Below are 20,387 nucleotides of genomic sequence, written 5' to 3'. Positions count from 1 at the left end.
CCCGGGTCGGCATCGGCGTAGAAGTGCACGCCCTGGATCAAGGACGAGGCGCAGTTGCCGACACCGGCCACCGCCACTCGGATCGGATGATGAGACACGATTCTCCTTCGTCGTGGATCGTCCGCCCCCCGCCCGGCGGCTCGGGCCGCGGCGACGTCGTCGACGGCGTCCGGTGCGGCGGGGAGGACTCAAACCCCCCAAGTCTAGACCCCGCCCACGGAAACGGCCCGACCCCCGGAGGGACGGGCCGTTTCCGCGGGTGGGCCGCCGGTCAGCGCAGCCAGCCCTGGAGCACGTTGCGCGGCCGCTGCATCTCGCCGTGCTTGGCCCCGAGGACCACCACGGTGCCCGCCAGGGCGGGGATCACCCACTGGATCACCTTCAGCTGCTTCTGGGCGGAGGCCAGCTCCGGGGAGGCGTCCGGGCGGGGCTCGGTGGCGCCCTGCGCGCCCTCGTCCGAGAGCTTCTCGATCTTCTTGCCGAGCACACGGGAGTAGGCCGTGACCCCGGCGCCCACCACGGTGATCAGGGCCTTGGAGGTCGTCGCCCCACCGACGCCCTCCTGGGTGGCCAGCCGGCCCTTGTTCTGGGCGATGAGCGCCGCGCCGGCAACGCCGTGGGCGACCAGCGCCGCCGCCTGGAGCGGGGCCCACTTCTTCCATCCGAGGTTGGACAGGCGCGTGCGCTCCTGCGGGTCCTGGGCGGCCGCGGCCGCCCCGTTCAGCCCGACGGCGCCCATGAGGGAGCCACCGAACCATGCGGCCGCGGTGAGGTCGTGGATGGAGCGGGTCAGGTACTCGTTGTCGGACATCGCGCTTCTCCTCCTGTGGACGGGCCCGGAGCGGCCGGAGAGCGGCCGCACCGGAAATAAGGATGCTTAGTTCCTATCACCGGCCGACGCGCGAGGAAACCCCTGGCGGCAGATGACCGCCGGCAGGGGTGATACTCACAGCGCGCTCACCAGCAGTGCCAGGGCGAGCACCAGGAACAGGGCGCCGGAGGCCAGCTCCACGGCGGCGCCGTGGCGGCGGAAGGTCACCGCCAGTCGTTCGACGGAGCCCATCCACGCCACGGCGGTGAACCAGGCGAGGCCCACCGCCACCAGCAGCACGAAGACCAGGGCGGTCTCCCACCAGCGGGCCCCCGCCGGGACCACGTTGGCGAACAGCGCCACGAAGAAGATGATGGCCTTCGCGTTCGAGAGGTTGGTGACGAGCCCCAGCACGAACGCCCGGGCCGGGCCGGGCGCACGCCCGCGCGGCACCGCACCCGGCAGCGGCACCGCACCCGGCGGCACCGTGGACGGGGCGGGCCCCGTGGGCGGAGCCCCTCCCGCCGGCACGGCCGCCGGCGCCGTCCCGGCGGCGAGCCCGGCCCGGATCCCGCTCACCCCCAGCCAGCCGAGGAACAGCGCCCCCGCCACCTGGATGAGCCGCTGCACGGTGTCGGCCTGGCTGATCAGGACGGTGACGCCCGTGAGGGACAGCGTGATCCACACGAGGTTGCCGGTCATCACGCCCACGGCCGTGAGCACCCCGGCCGTGCGGGAGCCCAGCGACGAGTTGCGCAGGATTACCAGCACGTCCGGGCCGGGGGCCACGATCCCGGCGATCCACAGGCCCAGCAGGGCGAGGTACTGCGAGACCTCCACGGTCTACCGGGCCCCGCGGCTCATGCGTGCTTGGAGTCCTGGGCGCCCGCCCAGATGTTGATGTCGGAGTCGGTGGCCAGCCGGTCGATGGCCTCCAGCTCCCCGGGGGTGAACGCGAGGTTGCGCACCGCGCCCACGCTGTCCTCGAGCTGCTCCGGGGAGGAGGCGCCCACGAGGGCCGTGGTCACCTGCCCGTCCTGCTGCTCCCGCAGCACCCACGCGATCGCCATCTGGGCCAGGCTCTGCCCGCGGGCGGCGGCGATCTCGTGCAGGCCGCGGACCTTCTCCAGGGTCGTGTCCGAGAGCCACTCGGGGTCCAGGGACTTCTCGGCCGCGGCCCGGGAGCCCTCCGGGATGCCGTCGAGGTAGCGGTCCGTGAGCATGCCCTGAGCCAGCGGGGAGAACACGATCGAGCCCATGCCGGCCTCGGTCAGCGCCCCCAGCAGCGAGGTCCCCGAGGGGCCCGGGGCCTCGACCCACCGGTTGAGCATCGAGTAGGAGGGCTGGTGGATCAGCAGCGGGGTGCCGAGCTCGCGCATGATCTGCTGGGCGCGCTGGGTCAGCTCCGCGTTGTAGGAGGAGATCCCCACGTACAGCGCCCGCCCCGAGCGCACGACGTGGTCGAGGGCCCGCATGGTCTCCTCGAGCGGCGTGTCCGGGTCCGGGCGGTGGTGGTAGAACACGTCCACGTGGTCCAGGCCCATCCGCTGCAGGGACTGGTCCAGGGAGGACAGCAGGTACTTGCGCGAGCCGCCGAAGCCGTAGGGCCCCGGCCACATGTCCCAGCCGGCCTTCGAGGAGATCACCAGCTCGTCCCGGTACGGCGCGAAGTCCTCCCGCAGGATCCTGCCGAAGTTCAGCTCGGCGGCGCCGGCCGGCGGGCCGTAGTTGTTGGCGAGGTCGAAGTGGGTCACGCCGAGGTCGAAGGCGCGGCGCAGCGTGGCCCGCTGGGTGGCGAGCGGCTTGTCGTCGCCGAAGTTGTGCCACAGGCCCAGGGAGATCGCGGGCAGCTTGAGCCCGGAGTCCCCCACGCGCCGGAAGGGCATGGTCTCGTAGCGGTCCTCGGCGGCGAGGTAACGGGCATCGGGTCCGTAGGTGAGCACAGTGGCCTTTCGCGGGTCGGTGGACGGTCGGGCGGACGGGGCGCGGCGGGTCAGTACCGCACCACCGCCGCGCCGTGGGCGGGCAGCGCGGCGACGGCGCCGCCGTCGGCCCCCGCGGTGAGGGACACCTCGCCGGAGCGGAACAGCACCTCGGCGTCGGCCGCTCCCGGGACGGGCACCTCGACGGGGTCCGCCCCGAAGTTGAGGACGACGGCGACCCCGTGCTCGGAGCCCGGCGCCGTGGCCCGGCGGAGCACGAACCAGCGGGCGTCCTCGTCGTGGTCGGTGTCGATGGTCGCGAACCGCGGGTCCGTGAGCTCGGGCACCGCGCGCCGCAGCGCGATGAGCTCGCGGTAGGCGGCCAGCACCCGGGCGTGCTCGCCCCGGCCGGGCTCGTCCCAGTCCAGCTTCGAGTCGGTGAAGGTGCTGGGCGCCTGGGGGTCCGGGACCGTGGACTCGTCCCAGCCCATCGAGGCGAACTCCGCCTTGCGGCCCTTCGCCACGGCCTCGCCGAGCTCGGGCTCGGGGTGGGCGGTGAAGAACTGCCACGGGGTGGACGCGCCCCACTCCTCCCCCATGAACAGCATGGGGGTGAACGGCTGGGTGAGCAGCACGGCGGCGCCGAGCACCTGCTGGTCGGCCGAGAGGCTCGCGCTGATCCGGTCCCCGGCGGCCCGGTTGCCCACCTGGTCGTGGTTCTGGATGCAGGTGACGAACTGCCACGGGCGCACCCGCTGCTTGTCGACCGGCCGGCCGTGGTGGCGGCCGCGGAACACCGACATGGTGCCGTCGTGGTAGAACGCGTCGCGCATGACCTTGTCGAGGGTCCCCAGCGCGGCGAAGTCCGCGTAGTAGCCCTGGGTCTCCCCGGTCAGCGCCACGTGCGCGGCGTGGTGGAAGTCGTCGAGCCACTGCCCGGTCATGCCCAGGCCGTGGGCCGTGGTCGGCGTGATCATCCGGTGGTCGTTGAGGTCGGACTCGGCCACCGTGAACAGCGGCTTGCCCGTCTCCACGCCCACCCGCTCCACGAGCTCGGCGATCTCCTCGAGGATGTGCACGGCCCGGTGGTCCTGCAGCGCGTGCACGGCGTCGAGGCGGAACCCGTCCACGTGGTAGTCGCGCAGCCACATCTCCACGTTGTCGAGGATGTAGTCGCGCACCCCGTCCGAGCCCCAGCCGTCGAGGTTGATGAGGTCGCCCCAGGTGCTGGAGCCGGGCTTGAAGTAGTCGGCGAACAGGGGCAGGTAGTTCCCGGAAGGGCCCAGGTGGTTGTAGACCACGTCCTGGATCACGCCGATCCCGCGCTGGTGGCACGCGTCCACGAAGCGCTGGTAGGCCGCGGGCCCGCCGTAGGACTCGTCCACGGTGTACCAGAGGACGCCGTCGTAGCCCCAGTTGTGCTCGCCGTTGAAGCCGTTGACGGGCAGCAGCTCCACGAAGTCCACGCCGAGCTCCACGAGGTGGTCGAGCCGCTCGACCGCCGCGTCGAGCGTGCCGGCGGGTGTGAAGGTGCCGATGTGCAGCTCGTAGATCACCGAGCCCGCGAGGGTCCGGCCCGTCCACGCGGTGTCGCCCCACCGGTGCGCGGAGGGGTCGAAGGTGCAGGACAGGTCGTGCACGCCCTGCGGCTGGCGGCGCGAGCGGGGGTCGGGCAGGACCTCGGAGACCTGCGAGCGCTCCTCGGCGGTGCCCTCGTCGAAGGTCTTGCCCAGGACGTAGCCGTAGCGGACGGTGCCCGTGGGGACGTCGGCGTCGTCGGGCAGGGTCCACCAGCCGTCGCGGCGGGCGGCGGGCCCCTCGGGGGAGCCCGCGGGCAGGGACGCGGCGGGGACCATGGCGTGGTCCCCGCCCTCGATCCGCACGGTCACGGACCGGGCGTGCGGGGCCCAGACGTCGAAGCGGTTCAGGTGCTCACGGGTGTTCATGGGGGTTCAGGAGTCCTTCCGGCGCAGCAGCGCCACGGGGTAGTCGGACAGCAGGGCGGACAGCGCCACGGTGCCCGAGTGCGGGCGGTGGGTGAGCACGTCCTCGAAGTCGCCCTCGGGCAGCTCGAGGGTCTCGTCGGTGAAGCCGCCCCGGGCCGCGAGGCCCAGGGGAAGGCGGGTGGCCACGGTCACGGCGCCGCCGCGGTCGAAGGCGAACACGTGCCCGGCCCGCGGGCCGGAGGCCTCCAGCGGGGTGTAGCCGGTGAACAGCTCCGGGTGGTCGCGGCGCAGCCGGAGGGCCCGGCTGGTGACGAGCAGCTTGGCGGCGGCGTCGGGGCCCACGGCCGGGATGCCCTCGACGGTCCCGCCCACGGGGGTGTCCAGCCGGGCGAGCATCGCGGCCCGGGCCTCGAAGTCCACGGGGCGGCGGTTGTCCGGGTCCACGAGGGACTCGGCCCACAGCTCGGAGCCCTGGTAGACGTCGGGGACGCCGGGCATCGTGAGCTGGACCAGCTTGGCGGCGAGCCCGTTGCTCCAGCCGGCCTCGGTGACGTGCTGGGCGAATCCCTCCACCACGGCCCGGATCTCGGGGTCGTGGAAGACCAGCTCGATGAACCGCACGAGCCGGTCCTCGAAGTCCGCGTCCCCGTCCACCCAGGCGGTCGAGCTGCCGGCCTCGCGGGCGGCCTTGAGCGCGTAGTCCACGGTGCGCTCCTGGGAGAGCGGCCAGGCGCCCACCACGGCCTGCAGCACGAGGTTCACCAGCGGGCCGTCGTCCACCCGCACGCCGGCCTCCTCGGCGAGCTTCTTCGCGGTGCCCACCACGCCGGCCCACTGCTCGCCGGCCTCGGACAGGACCGTGATCCGCGCGCGCACGGCCTCCGAGCGCTTGGTGTCGTGCGTGGACAGGGCGGTCATGGCCAGCGGCTCCTCGGCGGCCCGGCGGCCGAGCTCGGCGTGGGCCTCCTCGGGCGTCACGGCGAAGTGCGAGGGGTCGCCGCCCACCTCGGTGAGGGAGGTCAGGCGGGGGAAGCGGTAGAACGCGGTGTCCTCCACGCCCTTGGCCATGACCATTCCCGAGGTCTGCTGGAAGCGGCGGGCCAGTTCGCCGAGCTCGGCGTCGTCCGTGGCTTCGGCCCCGAGCAGCTCCCCCAGGGTGCCGATCGGTCCGGCGAGGTCGGGACGCCGCGCCCGGGCGGCGTCGAGGGCGGCGCGCAGGTGCTCGGCGCCCTCGGGGAGGTAGCTGCGGTAGACGGGGAAGTTCGCGAGGATCTCCGCGAGGGCGTCCACGGCCTCGTCGTGGCCGAGCCCGGCGTCGGCGGGGACCGACCGGGCCAGGCGCAGGACCTCGGCGTGCAGGGCGTTGTCGGCCATGGCGCGCTTGGTGCCGTGGATCATCTCCTCCCAGTGCACCGGCTCCCCGCCGCGCAGGCGGGCGTCGAGGCTGGTGAGGGCGTACTCCCCCGCCGGGTCGGTGAGCAGCCGGTCGAGCACGCCCAGGGCGTCGTAGCCCGTGGTGCCGGCCGTGGCCCAGTCCCCGGGCAGCCGCTCCCCGGGCTCCAGGATCTTCTCCACGACGACATAGGCGCCGCCGGTGAGCTCCTTGAGCCGCTCGAGGTACTGCCGCGGGTCGCGCAGCCCGTCGGGGTGGTCGATGCGCAGCCCGTCGACGAGGCCCTCGTCGATCCAGCGTTTGATCTCGGCGTGGGACTCGTCGAAGACCTCCGGGTCCTCCACGCGCACCCCGGCGAGCGTGGCCACGGTGAAGAAGCGGCGGTAGTTCAGCTCGGCGTCGCCGCGGCGCCAGTTGATCAGCTCGTAGTGCTGGCGGGCGTGGACGTCCTGCGGGTCGTCGCCCGCGGCCCAGGTGCCCTCCGCGAGGGGGTAGACGTTGTCGTAGTAGCGCAGGGTGCCGTCCTCGACGCGCAGCTGCGCCAGCTCCTCGTCGCCGTCGCCTAGCACCGGGATCAGCACCTTGCCGCCGCCGGCCTCCCACTCGACGTCGAAGGCGTCCGCGTAGGGCGAGTCCCGCCCCTGCTCGAGCAGGGACCACCACCACGGGTTCTGCTGCGGGACAGCCACGCCCTGGTGGTTCGGGACGATGTCGACCAGCACGCCCATGCCGCGGCCGTGGGCGGCGTCGGCGAGCGCCCTGAGCCCGGCGGGGCCGCCGCGGACGGGGTCCACCTCGGCCGGGGACGCGACGTCGTAGCCGTGGTCCGAGCCGTCGACGGCCCGCAGGATCGGGGACAGGTAGACCCAGTCCGCGCCGAGGTCGTGGAGGTAGTCCACGAGCCCGGCCGCGCGGTCCAGCGTCAGGTCGGAGGTGATCTGGAGTCGGTAGGTCGAGATAGGTGTGCGCACCGCTCCAGTCTGTCGGCCCGGCCCCGGAAACGCCAGCAGGCTGTCGACCCGTGTCCGGGTCGACAGCCTGCCGGCGCCTCAGCTCACTGGTCCGCGGGCGTCCTCGAGTAGACCGCCACGGAGGCGGCGACCGACGCGTCGGGCTCCTCCTCGGGGGCCTCGTAGGCGCGCAGCACGACCGTGGACTTGCCCTCCAGGGTGATCGAGCTGCGGGCCTTGCGGATCTGCCCGTCGGAGTGCTTGCCGGCGGTGTCCAGGATCTCCTCCCACTGCCGGCCGTAGCGGGCCGGCGGCAGCTTGTACTTCACGGGCTCCGGGTTGGAGTTGAAGTACACGATGAAGTTGACGTCCGTGATGGGCTGCCCGCGCATGTCCACCCCCGCGATGCCGTGGCCGTTGAGCCACATGCCCAGCGACCGGGACAGCGGCTCGTCCCAGTCGGCGGGCTTCATCGGGGAGCCGTCGGTGTTCAGCCACGCGATGTCGGGCATCGGCCGCCCGGTGTCGTCCTCGTCCATCTCCACGGGCCGGCCGTCGAAGAAGTTCGACCGGCGGAACGTGGGGTGCTGGTGGCGCAGCTGGGTGACCGCGGCGGTGAACTCGGTGAGCGGGCCGTCCATCGCCTCCCAGTCGATCCAGGACAGCTCGTTGTCCTGGCAGTAGGTGTTGTTGTTGCCGTCCTGGCTCCGGCCCAGCTCGTCCCCGTGCAGGACCATGGGCGTGCCCTGGGACAGCAGCAGGGTGGCGAGGAAGTTGCGCTGCTGGCGGGCGCGCAGCGCCAGGATCTCCGGGTCGTCGGTGGGGCCCTCGACGCCACAGTTCCAGGAGCGGTTGTGGGACTCCCCGTCGTTGTTGTCCTCGCCGTTGGCGTCGTTGTGCTTCTCGTTGTAGGAGACGATGTCCCGCAGCGTGAAGCCGTCGTGGGCGGTGACGAAGTTGATCGACGCGAAGGGACGCCGGCCGCTGTGCTCGTAGAGGTCCGCGGAGCCCGTGATCCGGGAGGCGAACTCGCCGAGGGTCGCCGGCTCGCCGCGCCAGAAGTCGCGGACCGTGTCCCGGTACTTGCCGTTCCACTCGGTCCACTGCGGCGGGAAGTTGCCCACCTGGTAGCCGCCGGGGCCGATGTCCCACGGCTCGGCGATCAGCTTGACCTGGGAGACGACCGGGTCCTGCTGGACGAGCTCGAAGAACGTGGAGAGCTTGTCCACGTCGTAGAACTCGCGGGCCAGGGTGGCGGCGAGGTCGAAGCGGAAGCCGTCCACGTGCATCTCGGTCACCCAGTAGCGCAGGGAGTCCATGATGAGCTGCAGGGAGTGCGGGTGCCGGACGTTGAGGGAGTTGCCGGTGCCCGTGTAGTCCATGTAGAACTTCTCGTCGCCCTCCACCGTGCGGTAGTAGGCCTGGTTGTCGATGCCCTTCATGGACAGCGTGGGGCCCATGTGGTTGCCCTCGGCGGTGTGGTTGTACACCACGTCGAGGATGACCTCGATGTCCGCCTGGTGCAGGGCGCGCACCATGGCCTTGAACTCCTGGACCTGGCCGCCGAGGTCGTTGGTGGAGTTGTACTCGTTGTGCGGGGCGAAGAAGCCGATCGTGTTGTAGCCCCAGTAGTTGCGCAGGCCCTTCTCGAGCAGCGTGCTGTCCTGCACGAACTGGTGCACGGGCATCAGCTCGATGGCCGTGACGCCGAGCTTCTGCAGGTGGGCGATGACCGAGGGGTGGGCCACGCCGGCGTAGGTGCCGCGCTGCTCCTCCGGGACGTCCGGGTGCTGCTGGGTGAGGCCCTTCACGTGCGCCTCGTAGATCACGGACTTGTGGTACGGCGTGCGCGGGGTGCGGTCGCCCTCCCAGTTGAAGAACGGGTTGATCACCACGCCCATGGCCATGTGCGGGGCCGAGTCCTCCTCGTTGAGGGAGTCCTCGGCGCCGAAGTCGTAGGAGAACAGCGGCTGGGCCCAGTCGAACTCTCCCGCGATCGCCTTCGCGTAGGGGTCGAGCAGCAGCTTGGAGGGGTTGCAGCGCTGGCCCGCCGCGGGGTTCCACGGCCCGTGCACCCGGTAGCCGTAGCGCTGGCCGGGCTGGACCGTGGGCAGGTAGCAGTGCCAGACGTAGCCGTCCTGCGCGTCGACCTCGATGCGGGTCTCCGTCCCGTCGTCGTCGAACAGGCACAGTTCGACCTTCTCGGCGACCTCGCTGAAGAGCGCGAAGTTGGTGCCGGTGCCGTCGAAGGTGGCGCCGAGGGGATAGGGCTGGCCGGGCCAGACTTCCATGGGATCTCCTGTCGTACCGCCGGGCAGGGGTCACCGTCAGCGGGCTGGTGTTCGGGGCAAGTGCGCTTAACCTTAGCGGGGTCGGGCGGCTGCCGTGGCCGCCCGGGGGCCGAGCCGCTCACCGAGCCGGCTGCGCGGCTCAGGCGCGGGAGCGCAGCACCCGCCGGACGTTGCCGGCGAGGACCGTGGGCGGCACGGGCCCGAGCCCGTCCAGGCGGGAGGCGTACCCGTGGACGGCCACGGCGAGCGCGGCCGCCACCGCGAGGCGGGCGTCCCCGCGGGCCCAGTCCCCGGCGGCGGCGAACGCGTCCGGGTCCTCGGCGCAGCCGGCGAGCGCGGCGCCCATGATCCCCGCGAGGGTGTCCCCGCTGCCGGCCGTGGCCAGCCAGGGACTCCCGTCCGCCTGGGAGAGCAGCGTGCCGTCCGGGGCGGCCACCAGGGTGGTGGCGCCCTTGAGCACGACCACGGCGCCGGTGGCCTCCGCGGCCGCGCGCGCCCACCGGGCGGGCTCGGCCTCGATCGCGGCGCGGTCGGGGGCGTCCGCGTCCCCCCGCAGGGCGGCCAGCCAGGCGAGGACCTGCTCCAGCTCCCCGGCGTGCGGGGTGAGCACCTTCCCGGGGCCGAGACCGCCCTCGGCCGCGGCGCGCGCCGCGGCCGTGAGCGCACCGGCGTCCACGACGGCGGGCAGCCCGCCGGCGAGGACGGCCCCGATCCGCGACTCCTGCGCGGGGTCGCCCACCGCGCCCGGGCCCACGACCCACGCCTGGACGTGCACGTCGGCGGGGTGGTCCTCGGAGGCGACCACCTCCGGGCTGGTCAGGCAGACCAGCGAGCGGGTCGCGGCGTCGCCGAGGTGGCGGACCATGCCGGCGCCGGCGTCCACGGCGGCCCGGGTGCACATCACGGCGGCGCCGGGGTACGTGGGAGAGCCGGCCACGACGCCGACCACGCCCCGGGAGTACTTGTGGGACGCCGCGCCGGGCCGCGGCCACAGCGCCGCGACGTCACCGGGCTCGAGCCGGCGCAGCGCCGGGTCGGGCAGGGCGTCCTCGATGCCGATCCGCACGGTGCGCACCTCCCCGCAGGAGCGATCGCCCGGGGGCAGGAGGAGCCCGGCCTTCGCGCCGCCGAAGCTCACCGTCAGGTCCGCGGGGAGCACCGGTCCGGCGACGGTGCCCGTGTCGGCCGAGACCCCGGAGGGGACGTCGCAGGCCACGACCAGCGGGGCGTCCCGCTCCGGCCACCGCTCCAGCACCGCCCGGACGAGGTCCGCGGCGGCCCCGCGCAGCCCGCCGCGGGCGCCGGTGCCGAGCACGGCGTCGAGCACCAGGTCGGCGGCGAGCACGCGCGCGGGCCCCTCCCCCTCCGGGGCGTCCGCCAGCGGCAGGACGCGCCCGCCGGCCGCGGCGAGCGCCGCGGCGCCCTCGGGGTGCAGCCGGTCCCCGACCGCCACGGCCAGCACGGACGCTCCGCGCCGGGCCAGCTCGGCCCCGGCCCACAGTCCGTCTCCGCCGTTGTTCCCGGTGCCCGCCAGGACGACCACCCGGGCCCCCGCCACCCGGCCGCGGCGGGCGCGCAGGCGCTCCGCGCAGGCCAGGGCCAGGCCGTGGGCGGCGCGGCGCATCAGGGCGGGGCCCTCCCCCCGGGCCAGGAAGGGCGCCTCCGCGTCGCGCACCTGCGCGCCCGTGTACGCCGCGATCACGACGCCGCCCCGGTCCCGGCGGACTCCGCCGCACTTGCCCCGGTGGGCGCGGCGCCCCCGGGCTCCCCGGTGCGCTCGGCGATGACCATGGCCATCGCGATCCCGCCGTCGTGGGTCATGGTCAGGTGCCACCGGTCGATGCCCTGCCGTCGGGCCTCCTCCGCCACGGTCCCCTCCGTGCACAGCACCGGGGCGCCGGAGGGATGGTTCTCGATCCAGCAGTGCTGCCAGATCATGCCGGGCGGCGCCTTGAGCGCCTTGGCCGCCGCCTCCTTCGCCGCGAAGCGCGCCGCGAGCGACCGGACGTGCAGGTCCCGCTCGAGCGGGGTGAACAGCCGGGCCACGAGGCCGGGGGTGCGGGCGATCTGCTCCTCGAAGCGGGCGATGTCCACCACGTCGATGCCGGTGCCGATGATCATGCCCCCCACCCTAGCCACACCCGGCCGGGGCCTCCGACGACCACCGGCCCGCCGCCCCGGGAACGGGGCGACGGGCCGGTGTCCGGCGGGCGGCTACTCGACGGTGACGGACTTCGCGAGGTTGCGCGGCTGGTCCACGTCGTAGCCCTTGGCGGTGGCGAGCTCGCAGGCGAAGATCTGCAGCGGCACCGTGGTGAGCAGCGGCTGGAGCAGCACTGCGGACTGCGGCACGCGGAAGATGTGGTTCGCGTAGTCCGCGACGGCCTCGTCCCCCTCCTCGGCGATGACGATGGTCACCGCGCCGCGGGCGCGGATCTCCTGGATGTTGGAGACCACCTTCGAGTGCAGGGAGTCGCGGCCCCGCGGGGAGGGCACGATCACGAAGACGGGCTGGCCCTCCTCGATCAGCGCGATCGGGCCGTGCTTGAGCTCGCCGGCGGCGAAGCCCTCGGCGTGGATGTAGGCGATCTCCTTGAGCTTCAGGGCGCCCTCCAGGGCGACCGGGTAGCCGACGTGGCGGCCGAGGAACAGCACGGAGGCCGCGTCCTTCATCGACTGGGCGAGGTCCTTGACCGCGTCCTGGGCGTCGATGACCTGCTGGATCTTGGCGGGCATGGCCTCGAGCTCGGCGAGGATCCCGGCGATCTCGTCCTTGTACTTGTTGCCGCGCAGCTGGGCGAGGTAGAGCCCCAGGAGGTAGGCGGCGGTGATCTGGGCCAGGAACGCCTTGGTCGAGGCCACCGCGATCTCGGGCCCGGCGTGCGTGTAGAGCGCGGCGTCGGCCTCGCGCGGGATGGTGGAGCCGTTGGTGTTGCAGATCGCCACGACCTTGGCCCCCTGCTCCTGGGCGTGCCGGACCGCCATGAGGGTGTCCATGGTCTCGCCCGACTGGGACAGGGCCACCACCAGGGTGCGCTCGTTGACGATCGGGTCGCGGTAGCGGAACTCGTGGGCGAGCTCCACCTCGGTGGGGATCCGGCACCAGTGCTCGATGGCGTAGCGGGCGACCTGCCCGGCGTAGGCGGCGGTGCCGCAGGCGACGACGACGATCTTGTCCACCGCACGGAGCACGGACTCGTCGATCTTCAGCTCGTCGAGGACGAGGTTGCCGTCCGGGTCGGTGCGGCCCATCAGGGTCTGCTCCACGGCGGAGGGCTGCTCGTTGATCTCCTTCTCCATGAAGGAGGGGAAGCCGCCCTTCTCGGCCGCGGCGGCGTCCCACAGCACCTCGAAGGGCTTGCCCTCCGCCCGGTTGCCGTGGAAGTCGGTGATCTCGTAGTCGTCGGCCGTGATGGTCACGACCTGGTCCTGGCCGAGCTCGACGGCGCTGCGGGTGTAGTCGATGAACCCGGAGACGTCGGAGCCCAGGAAGTTCTCGCCCTCGCCGAGGCCGAGCACCAGCGGGGAGTTGCGGCGGGCGGCGACGACGTGGCCGGGGTGGTCCACGTGCACGGCGAGGAGGGTGAACGCGCCCTCGAGCCGGCGGCAGGCGACCTGCATGGCGGCGGTGAGGTCCTGGTCGCCGAGGTCGTTGTAGGTGTCGGCCAGCAGTGTGGCGGCCACCTCGGTGTCGGTCTCCGAGGCGAACTCGTGGCCCTTCTCGACCAGCTCGCGCTTGATCTCCGCGAAGTTCTCGATGATGCCGTTGTGGATCACGGCCAGCCGGCCGCCGTCGACGACGTGCGGGTGGGCGTTGGTGTCGGACGGGCCGCCGTGGGTGGCCCAGCGGGTGTGCCCGATGCCCGTGGTCGAGGGCGGCAGGGGGCGCTCGCCCAGCTCCTGCTCGAGGTTCAGCAGCTTGCCGGCCTTCTTGCGGAAGCCGACGCTGCCGTTCGAGAGCACCGCGACACCCGCGGAGTCGTAGCCGCGGTACTCGAGGCGCCGCAGGCCTTCCACGAGGACGTCCAGGGCGTCGTGCCCGGAGGAGGTGCCGCGCTCGTCCGCGGATTGGGAGGAGGGGCCCACATATCCAACAATTCCACACATGCGCCTCAGGCTACCGCATGGATCCGTGCCGACCGGGCGCGCCGGACCGGGGGCGCGGACCCCATTTCCGGGGACGGCCGCGGCGCCGTGTCCCCGGAACGCGCCCGGCCCGACGGCCCGCTCCGGGGCCGTCCCGGAGCCCTCGGGGCCGCGGCCCGCCCGGATCCCGGCCGGCGGGGCCCGGCCGGGTCCGACCGGCCGGGCCCCGGGTCAGTCGTTGACCTTCCCGAGCAGCTCGAGCACCTCGTCGGCGGTGCTCGCCTCGTCCAGCTGCCGCACCTTCTCCTTGTTGCCGAAGATCTTGGCGACCCGCGACAGGATGGCCAGGTGCTCGTTGTCCTTGCCGGCGATGCCGATCACCCAGGTCACCGGCTTGCCGTTCCAGTCCAGGCCCTCGGGGTACTTCACGACCGACAGGGCCGAGGAGCGGATGCTGTCCTTGGCCTGGTTGGTGCCGTGCGGGATGGCCAGCCCGTTGCCCATGAACGTGGACACGGAGGACTCGCGCTCGTGCATGGAGGTCACGTACTCGTCGGTCACCGCCCCGGCCGCGACCAGCAGCCCGCCGGCCTCGTCGATGGCCTGCTCGGCGTTGCGCGCCCCGCCGTCCATCACGATCCGCTCCCGGGTCAGGATCGCGCCGCCGGAGGCGGCGTCCCCGTCCGCGGCGGGCCCGCCGGTCGCGGCGGCGGCAGCGGCGCCGCCCGCGGTGGCCGACGCGGGGGCCGATGCCGTGCCGGCCGCTGCCCCGTCCGGGACGGTGTCCTGCGACGGGGCGGCGCCGGCGGGCACGGTCGCGCCGTTGCGCTGCTGGACGGCCTCGACGATCTCGTCGTAGCGGGGGCTGCCCATGAAGTTGTCCACGGTCACCAGGGCGGCGCCGGGCACCTTGGGGCGGGCCCGGGTGGCCAGGTCCTGGTGGGTGACCACGATGTCGAAGTCGTCGGTGAGGTTGGCGATCGCGGCGTTGGTGACCTTGACGTCGCCGAAGCCCGCGGCCTTGACCTTGTTGCGCAGCACCGAGGCGCCCATCGCGGAGGAGCCCATCCCGGCGTCGCAGGCGAAGACGATGTGGCGCACCGGCCCGCCGTCGCCGAGCTCCCGGGCGGCGGTCCCGCCGCTGTCGGCGCCGCCGCTGGTGCCGACCATCGCGGAGGCGACGCTCGACTTCCGGCCCTTCATGGTCTCCATCCGGGAGGTCGCCTCGGCCAGGTCGCCCTCCCCCTTGTCCTTCGACGTCTTGAGGATCACCGCCGCGACCAGGAAGGTGACCACCGTGGCGATGGCGACCCCGGCCAGCACGCCCAGGTAGTTGCCCGCCGACGGCGGGGTCTGGGCGAGCACCGCGATGATCGATCCCGGCGCGGCCGGGGCCTGCAGCCCGGCCCCCAGCAGCGTGAAGGTCAGCACCCCCGAGGCGCCCCCGGCGATCGCGGCCAGGATGAGCGCCGGCTTCATCAGCACGTAGGGGAAGTAGATCTCGTGGATCCCGCCCACGAAGTGGATCAGCGCCGCGCCCGGGGCCGAGGCGCGGGCCGTGCCGCGGCCGAAGACCATGTAGGCCAGGAGGATCCCCAGCCCCGGACCGGGGTTGGCCTCCAGGAGGAAGAGGATGGACTTGCCCTCCTCCAGCGCCTGGGTGGTGCCCAGGGGGGTGAGGATCCCGTGGTTGATCGCGTTGTTCAGGAACAGCACCTTCGCCGGCTCGATCAGGATCGAGGTGAGCGGCAGCAGGTTGTTGGCCACCAGGAAGTCGACCACCCGTGCGGCGGCCTCGGAGAACACCGTCACGGCGGGGCCGACCACGAAGAAGCCCACGATCGCCATGAGACCGCCGAAGATCCCGGCCGAGAAGTTGTTCACCAGCATCTCGAACCCGGGCTTGATCTTCCCGTCCCAGATGGCGTCGATCTTCTTCATCAGCCACGCGGTGAGCGGGCCCATGATCATCGCGCCGATGAACATCGGGATGCCCGCGCCCACGATCACGCCGCTGGTGGCGATCGCCCCGACCACGCCGCCGCGCACGTCGTAGACCATCCGCCCGCCGGTGTAGGCGATGAGCAGGGGCAGCAGATAGGTGATCATCGGTCCGACGAGGCCGGTGTGCGGGGTGCCCTCGGCGTCGGTGCCGAAGCCGCCGATAGGCCCGTAGGGCAGGAACGGGGACGTCTCGATGAACAGGGCCGTGATCAGGCCCCAGGCGATGAACGCCCCGATGTTGGGCATGATCATTCCGGACAGGAACGTCCCGAACCGCTGCACGTGGGCGCGGGCCGCCTGTGATCGGCCGCCCGTCGGTGTCGTCGTTCCCGTGGTCGTCGCCGTGGCCATGGTGGTGTCCTCGCTCTCGGGAGGGGCGGTGCTCCCTCCGATGGATCGCACCCGCCCTGCGGTGTCGCGGTCCCTCGGAGGCCGAGGGCCGGAACGTGACCAAATCTACACCCGGGCCCCGGCGGTGTCTGCGGCGCGCGGGGCCGTGACACGGCGCGGTCTAGACTGTGCTCGATGACCGCATCTACGCTGAGCGAACGCACCTCGCCCTTCGTGGAGCTCGACCGGCAGACCTGGTCGAGGCTCTCCCACGAGATCGACGTTCCCCTCACCTCTCAGGAGATCGAGAACCTGCGCGGCCTCGGCGACCGGCTCGACGTCGCGGAGGTCCGCGAGGTGTACCTCCCGATCTCGCGGCTGCTCACCCTCTACGACGAGTCCTCCAACCGGCTCAACGCCTCCACGAACGCGTTCCTGGGCGAGGAGCACGCCCGGACGCCCTTCGTGATCGGCATCGCCGGGTCCGTGGCGGCCGGCAAGTCCACCACCGCCCGCCTGCTGCGGGAGCTGCTGTCCCGGTGGCCCTCCACCCCGAACGTCCAGCTGATCACCACGGACGGGTTCCTCCACCCCAACGCCGAGCTCCAGCGCCGCGGGCTCATGGACCGCAAGGGCTTCCCGGAGTCCTACGACCGCCGGGCCCTGCTCCGCTTCGTCGCCAAGATCAAGTCCGGCGCCCCCGAGGTGCGGGCCCCGAAGTACTCGCACCACAGCTACGACATCGTGCCCGGCGAGGAGGTCGTGGTCACCCGTCCCGACGTCGTGATCATCGAGGGGCTCAACGTGCTCGCGCCGGCCAAGGTGGGCCCCGGGGACCGGGCCGCCCTCGCGCTCAGCGACTTCTTCGACTTCTCCGTCTACGTGGACGCCCGGCCGTCGGACATCGAACGGTGGTACGTGGAGCGGTTCCAGGCGCTGCGCTACTCCGCCTTCGCCGATCCCGGCTCGTACTTCCACCGCTACGCCGACCTCTCCGACGCCGAGGCGGTCGCGACCGCCACCGGGATCTGGCGGCGGATCAACGAGCCGAACCTCATCGAGAACGTGCAGCCGACCCGGGGACGCGCCCGGCTGATCCTCTCCAAGGACTCGGACCACTCGATCCGCCGCGTGCTGCTGCGCAAGAACTGATGCGCGCCCTCCGACGTGCCGTGCCGGGGCCCGGCCCGGTGGCCCGCGTGGCCGAACCGATCGGCACGGGGCTGCTCGTGGCCGGGCTGCTGGGCGGGTGCGCTCCGGGCGCCGGGCCGTCCGCCGGCCGCGAGGACTCCCCGCCGGGGAGCGCTCCCCCGGCCGCGTCAGCCCCCGGGCCGTCCGGCACCGGCCCGGCCGGCACCGAGGGGTCCGGCACCGGCGCACCGGTGGGCCCGCCCACCGACGCCGGGTCCCCCACGCCCCCGGCCGAACGGCCCCGGCCGCCGGAGCTGGACGACCCGGCCTCCCTGGCCGTCGTGGTCAACAAGCGCCGGCCCCTCGTCCCGCCGAACTGGGCGCCGCCGGTCCTCGAGGACGTCGAGGGCCACCGGCTGCGGCCCGAGGCGGCCGCGGCCGCCCGCGGGATGCTCGCGGCGGCGCGGGCGGACGGGGTGCGGCTGCGGATCGTCTCCGGCTACCGCTCCTGGGCGCAGCAGCAGGAGACGTACGCCGGCTGGGTGGCGCGGAAGGGTCCGGCCGCCGCGGACGTCGTCTCCGCCCGGCCGGGCCACTCGGAGCACCAGACCGGTCTGGCCGTGGACGTCGGCGAGGGCGGCGGCTGCGACCTGCAGGTGTGCTTCGCGGACACGGCCGCCGCCGCGTGGGTGGCCGAGCACGGGCCCGAGCACGGCTTCGTCGTCCGCTACCCGTGGGGGGAGGAGGCGGTCACCGGCTACTGGTACGAGCCGTGGCACCTGCGCTATCTCGGGCCCGGGCCGGCGCAGGAGCTCGTGCGCTCGGGCGCCGCCACCCTGGAGGAGTTCGCCGGGCTGTCCCCGGCCCCGGACTACGGGACGGGCGCCCCGGGCTGATCCGCCGCCGCGCCCTCCGGGGCGTCGCACCGGAGACCGGTCCCCGGGACAGGTGCATTGGGGAGGCGGCACCGGGGAGGCGCCGCTCAGGAGGTGACGCCGTGCGGGCCGCCGGCGGGTAGTCTGCGGGAATGCTCAAGGGATTCAAGGACTTCATCATGAAGGGCAACGTGCTGGACCTGGCCGTGGCCGTGATCGTCGGCGCGGCCTTCGCCCAGGTCGTCAACGCCATGGTCGAGGCGGTGCTCATGCCGGGGATCTCCGCGCTGGTCGGCTCACCCAATTTCGACTCGTTCGCCGTGGTCTCCCTCAACGGCAACGACATCCGGTTCGGGGTGCTGCTCACCGCGCTCGTCAACTTCCTGCTCGTGGCCGCCGCGGTCTACGTCGCCGTCGTCCTGCCCATGAACAGGGTGCTCGAGGCCCGCAACCGGCGCCTCGGCATCGACCCGGACGTGGAGGAGGCCGACGCCCAGGTGCAGCTGCTCACCGAGATCCGTGACGAGCTGCGCCGGCGCGCCTGACCACGGGCACGGGGACGCCGGAGGCCCGCACCGAGAACTCGGTGCGGGCCTCCGGCGTCCGCGGCGGCGGCTCAGACCGTGAGGGCCAGCTCCCGCTCCACCACCGAGGCGAGGTACTCCGTCTCCGCCCGGGCGGCCTCCTCGGAGGCCGCCTCGACCATCACCCGGACCACGGGCTCCGTTCCCGACGGGCGCAGCAGCACCCGGCCCGTCTCGCCGAGGCGCTGCTCGACCTCCGCGACGGCCGCCTGCACCCCGGGGTTGGAGCCCACCGCGGCGCGGTCCACGCCGCGCACGTTCAGCAGCACCTGCGGCAGGCGGGTCATCACCGTGGCCAGCTCCGCGAGCGGCGCCCGGGTCTGGGCCACGCGCGAGGCCAGCATCAGCCCGGTCAGCAGGCCGTCCCCCGTGGTCGCGAAGTCGGACATGATCACGTGGCCGGACTGCTCCCCGCCCAGGTTGTAGCCGTGCTCGGTCATGGTCTCGAGGACGTAGCGGTCCCCCACCGCGGTCTCGCGCAGCTCGATGCCCGCCTCCCGCAGGGCGAGCTTGAGCCCGAGATTGCTCATCACGGTCGCCACCAGGGTGTCGCCGACGAGCCGGCCGGCGTCCTTCATCGCCAGGGCGAGGATCGCCATGATCTGGTCGCCGTCCACCTCCCGGCCGGAGGCGTCCACGGCGAGGCAGCGGTCCGCGTCGCCGTCGTGGGCGATCCCGAGATCGGCGCCGAGCTCCACGACGGCCCGGCGGAGGGGCTCCAGGTGGGTCGAGCCGCAGCCGTCGTTGATGTTCAGGCCGTCGGGCTCCGCGCCGATGACGTGCACCTCGGCGCCCGCGCCGCGGAACGCGTCCGGGGAGACGCCGCTGGCGGCGCCGTTGGCGCAGTCCAGGACCACGCTGAGGCCCTCCAGCCGGTGCGGGATCGCCCCGACCAGGTGCAGGACGTAGCGGTCCTCCGCGTCCGTGAGCAGGTGGATGCGTCCCACCCCGGCGCCCGTGGGGCGGCGGAAGTCACCGGCCTCGAAGACCGCCTGGATCTCGTCCTCCACGCGGTCGGGCAGCTTGCGCCCGCCGTGGGCGAGGAACTTGATCCCGTTGTCCGGGGCCGGGTTGTGCGAGGCGGAGATCATCACCCCGAAGTCGGCGTCCAGGTCCGCGACCAGGTAGGCCAGCGCGGGGGTCGGCAGCACTCCGGCGTCGTGCACGTCCACCCCCGACCCGGCGAGGCCGGCGGAGACGGCGGCGCTGAGGAACTCGCCGCTGGCGCGCCCGTCCCGGGCGACGACCGCGGTGGGGCGCCGCCCCGAGGGGGCGTGGCCGTGGCCCAGCACGATGGCGGCGGCCTGGGCCAGGTCCAGGGTCATGTTGGCTGTGAGGAGGTCGTTCGCGAGCCCGCGCACGCCGTCCGTTCCGAATAATCTAGACATCGCCCCCCATCCTACGTTCCCCTCGACGCGGGATGCGTGAGGCGGCGCACGAACGCACGGACCCCGTCCGCGTCCGGTGGGCACCGGGGCGGACGGGGTCCGTGGGGCTGGGCGAGCGGGCCGGGCGGCCCGTCGATCAGCGCTTGGAGTACTGCGGGGCCTTGCGGGCCTTCTTGAGACCGGCCTTCTTGCGCTCGATGACGCGCGGGTCACGGGTGAGGAAGCCGGCCTTCTTGAGCGTGGGCCGGTTGTTCTCCACGTCGATCTCGTTCAGGGCACGGGCCACGCCGTGGCGCAGCGCGCCGGCCTGGCCGGAGGGGCCACCGCCGTGGATGCGGGCGATGACGTCGTAGGCGCCCTCGAGCTCCAGCAGCCGGAAGGGGTCGTTGACCTCCTGCTGGTGCAGCTTGTTCGGGAAGTAGTTCTCCAGGGTGCGGCCGTTGATGGTCCACTGGCCGGAGCCGGGGACGACGCGCACGCGGGCGACGGCCTCCTTGCGGCGGCCCACGGCCTGGCCGGAGACGGTCAGGGCCGGGCGCTCGGCGGCGACGGCGGTCTCCCCGGCGGGGGCCGACTCGGAGGTGTAGCTGCTCAGCTGCTCCTCGACGTCCACGGTGTTCTGCTCTTCAGTGTTCTGAGCCACGATTCTCCTCGATCAGTTCTTGTCTCGTAGGCC

The 20,387-nt window shown here is 73.2% G+C and carries 15 protein-coding genes; 3 read left to right on the top strand and 12 right to left on the bottom strand.

Annotation, left to right across the window (positions count from 1 at the left end):
- Window positions 1–271: 271 nt before the first annotated feature.
- The 10 genes from PU704_RS17050 to PU704_RS17005 form a co-directional block, all read right to left on the bottom strand.
- Window positions 272–811 carry a hypothetical protein gene (locus PU704_RS17050; protein WP_047802018.1) on the bottom strand — a complete coding sequence of 180 codons (540 nt, stop codon included), beginning with the start codon at window positions 809–811 and terminating at the stop codon, window positions 272–274.
- A 135-nt stretch (window positions 812–946) separates the two neighbouring features.
- Window positions 947–1,651, bottom strand: coding sequence for a LysE family translocator (locus tag PU704_RS17045; RefSeq protein ID WP_277552125.1), 705 nt, complete (start codon window positions 1,649–1,651; stop codon window positions 947–949).
- 20 nt (window positions 1,652–1,671) lie between these two features.
- A complete protein-coding gene (gene mgrA / locus PU704_RS17040) occupies window positions 1,672–2,754 on the bottom strand; it encodes an L-glyceraldehyde 3-phosphate reductase (protein ID WP_277552124.1) in 1,083 nt (360 codons plus the stop codon).
- A gap of 50 nt (window positions 2,755–2,804) precedes the next feature.
- Entirely contained in the window at window positions 2,805–4,679 is a 1,875-nt protein-coding gene (gene treZ, locus PU704_RS17035) for a malto-oligosyltrehalose trehalohydrolase (protein ID WP_277552123.1), read from the bottom strand.
- A gap of 6 nt (window positions 4,680–4,685) precedes the next feature.
- Window positions 4,686–7,043 carry a malto-oligosyltrehalose synthase gene (treY, locus tag PU704_RS17030; protein WP_277552122.1) on the bottom strand — a complete coding sequence of 786 codons (2,358 nt, stop codon included), beginning with the start codon at window positions 7,041–7,043 and terminating at the stop codon, window positions 4,686–4,688.
- Window positions 7,044–7,126: 83 nt separating this feature from the next.
- Window positions 7,127–9,313: a glycogen debranching protein GlgX gene (gene glgX / locus PU704_RS17025; protein WP_047802014.1), complete on the bottom strand. Its 2,187-nt coding sequence runs from the start codon at window positions 9,311–9,313 to the stop codon at window positions 7,127–7,129.
- Window positions 9,314–9,452: 139 nt separating this feature from the next.
- On the bottom strand, window positions 9,453–11,015 hold the full coding sequence (locus tag PU704_RS17020; RefSeq protein ID WP_277552121.1) for an NAD(P)H-hydrate epimerase: 1,563 nt from the start codon (window positions 11,013–11,015) through the stop codon (window positions 9,453–9,455).
- The gene (locus PU704_RS17015; protein WP_139318387.1) at window positions 11,012–11,434 is read right to left on the bottom strand and encodes a holo-ACP synthase; all 423 of its coding nucleotides are present in this window, start codon (window positions 11,432–11,434) and stop codon (window positions 11,012–11,014) included. Before PU704_RS17015 ends, PU704_RS17020 begins: the two co-directional genes overlap by 4 nt.
- A gap of 93 nt (window positions 11,435–11,527) precedes the next feature.
- Window positions 11,528–13,420: a glutamine--fructose-6-phosphate transaminase (isomerizing) gene (gene glmS, locus PU704_RS17010; RefSeq protein WP_277552120.1), complete on the bottom strand. Its 1,893-nt coding sequence runs from the start codon at window positions 13,418–13,420 to the stop codon at window positions 11,528–11,530.
- Between the two features lie 210 nt (window positions 13,421–13,630).
- Window positions 13,631–15,754, bottom strand: a complete 2,124-nt coding sequence (locus tag PU704_RS17005; protein ID WP_420871644.1) for a PTS mannitol transporter subunit IICBA — start codon at window positions 15,752–15,754, stop codon at window positions 13,631–13,633.
- A 174-nt stretch (window positions 15,755–15,928) separates the two neighbouring features.
- On the opposite strand from PU704_RS17005, the gene coaA reads away from it, so the two are divergent.
- The 3 genes from coaA to mscL all read left to right on the top strand — a co-directional run bounded on the left by coaA (window position 15,929) and on the right by mscL (window position 18,284).
- Window positions 15,929–16,885 carry a type I pantothenate kinase gene (coaA, locus tag PU704_RS17000; RefSeq protein ID WP_277552119.1) on the top strand — a complete coding sequence of 319 codons (957 nt, stop codon included), beginning with the start codon at window positions 15,929–15,931 and terminating at the stop codon, window positions 16,883–16,885.
- Window positions 16,885–17,760 carry a M15 family metallopeptidase gene (locus PU704_RS16995; RefSeq protein ID WP_277552118.1) on the top strand — a complete coding sequence of 292 codons (876 nt, stop codon included), beginning with the start codon at window positions 16,885–16,887 and terminating at the stop codon, window positions 17,758–17,760. The genes coaA and PU704_RS16995 overlap by 1 nt, the downstream gene beginning before the upstream one ends.
- 131 nt (window positions 17,761–17,891) lie before the next feature.
- Complete coding sequence (mscL, locus tag PU704_RS16990) at window positions 17,892–18,284, top strand: large conductance mechanosensitive channel protein MscL (protein WP_075871106.1); 393 nt, start codon at window positions 17,892–17,894, stop codon at window positions 18,282–18,284.
- Window positions 18,285–18,355: 71 nt separating this feature from the next.
- Here mscL and glmM read toward each other — a convergent pair whose 3' ends face one another.
- Complete coding sequence (gene glmM / locus PU704_RS16985) at window positions 18,356–19,711, bottom strand: phosphoglucosamine mutase (protein ID WP_277552117.1); 1,356 nt, start codon at window positions 19,709–19,711, stop codon at window positions 18,356–18,358.
- 136 nt (window positions 19,712–19,847) lie between these two features.
- Window positions 19,848–20,354 (bottom strand): 30S ribosomal protein S9, encoded by a 507-nt coding sequence (rpsI, locus tag PU704_RS16980; protein ID WP_075871104.1) that lies wholly within the window; start codon window positions 20,352–20,354, stop codon window positions 19,848–19,850.
- Between the last annotated feature and the right edge of the window lie 33 nt (window positions 20,355–20,387).

This window comes from Kocuria oceani (assembly GCF_029524215.1).
GTDB lineage: Bacteria > Actinomycetota > Actinomycetes > Actinomycetales > Micrococcaceae > Kocuria > Kocuria oceani.
This window is presented reverse-complemented; position numbering and strand designations above follow the sequence as displayed.

What these genes read in the sequence shown, in the direction of transcription:
- PU704_RS17050 (WP_047802018.1), bottom strand. Translation starts at nt 811, where the DNA reads ATGTCCGACAACGAGTACCTGACCCGCTCCATCCACGACCTCACCGCG.
- treZ (WP_277552123.1), bottom strand. Translation starts at nt 4,679, where the DNA reads ATGAACACCCGTGAGCACCTGAACCGCTTCGACGTCTGGGCCCCGCAC.
- glgX (WP_047802014.1), bottom strand. Translation starts at nt 9,313, where the DNA reads ATGGAAGTCTGGCCCGGCCAGCCCTATCCCCTCGGCGCCACCTTCGAC.
- PU704_RS17015 (WP_139318387.1), bottom strand. Translation starts at nt 11,434, where the DNA reads ATGATCATCGGCACCGGCATCGACGTGGTGGACATCGCCCGCTTCGAG.
- glmS (WP_277552120.1), bottom strand. Translation starts at nt 13,420, where the DNA reads ATGTGTGGAATTGTTGGATATGTGGGCCCCTCCTCCCAATCCGCGGAC.
- PU704_RS17005 (WP_420871644.1), bottom strand. Translation starts at nt 15,754, where the DNA reads ATGGCCACGGCGACGACCACGGGAACGACGACACCGACGGGCGGCCGA.
- coaA (WP_277552119.1), top strand. Translation starts at nt 15,929, where the DNA reads ATGACCGCATCTACGCTGAGCGAACGCACCTCGCCCTTCGTGGAGCTC.
- PU704_RS16995 (WP_277552118.1), top strand. Translation starts at nt 16,885, where the DNA reads ATGCGCGCCCTCCGACGTGCCGTGCCGGGGCCCGGCCCGGTGGCCCGC.
- mscL (WP_075871106.1), top strand. Translation starts at nt 17,892, where the DNA reads ATGCTCAAGGGATTCAAGGACTTCATCATGAAGGGCAACGTGCTGGAC.
- glmM (WP_277552117.1), bottom strand. Translation starts at nt 19,711, where the DNA reads ATGTCTAGATTATTCGGAACGGACGGCGTGCGCGGGCTCGCGAACGAC.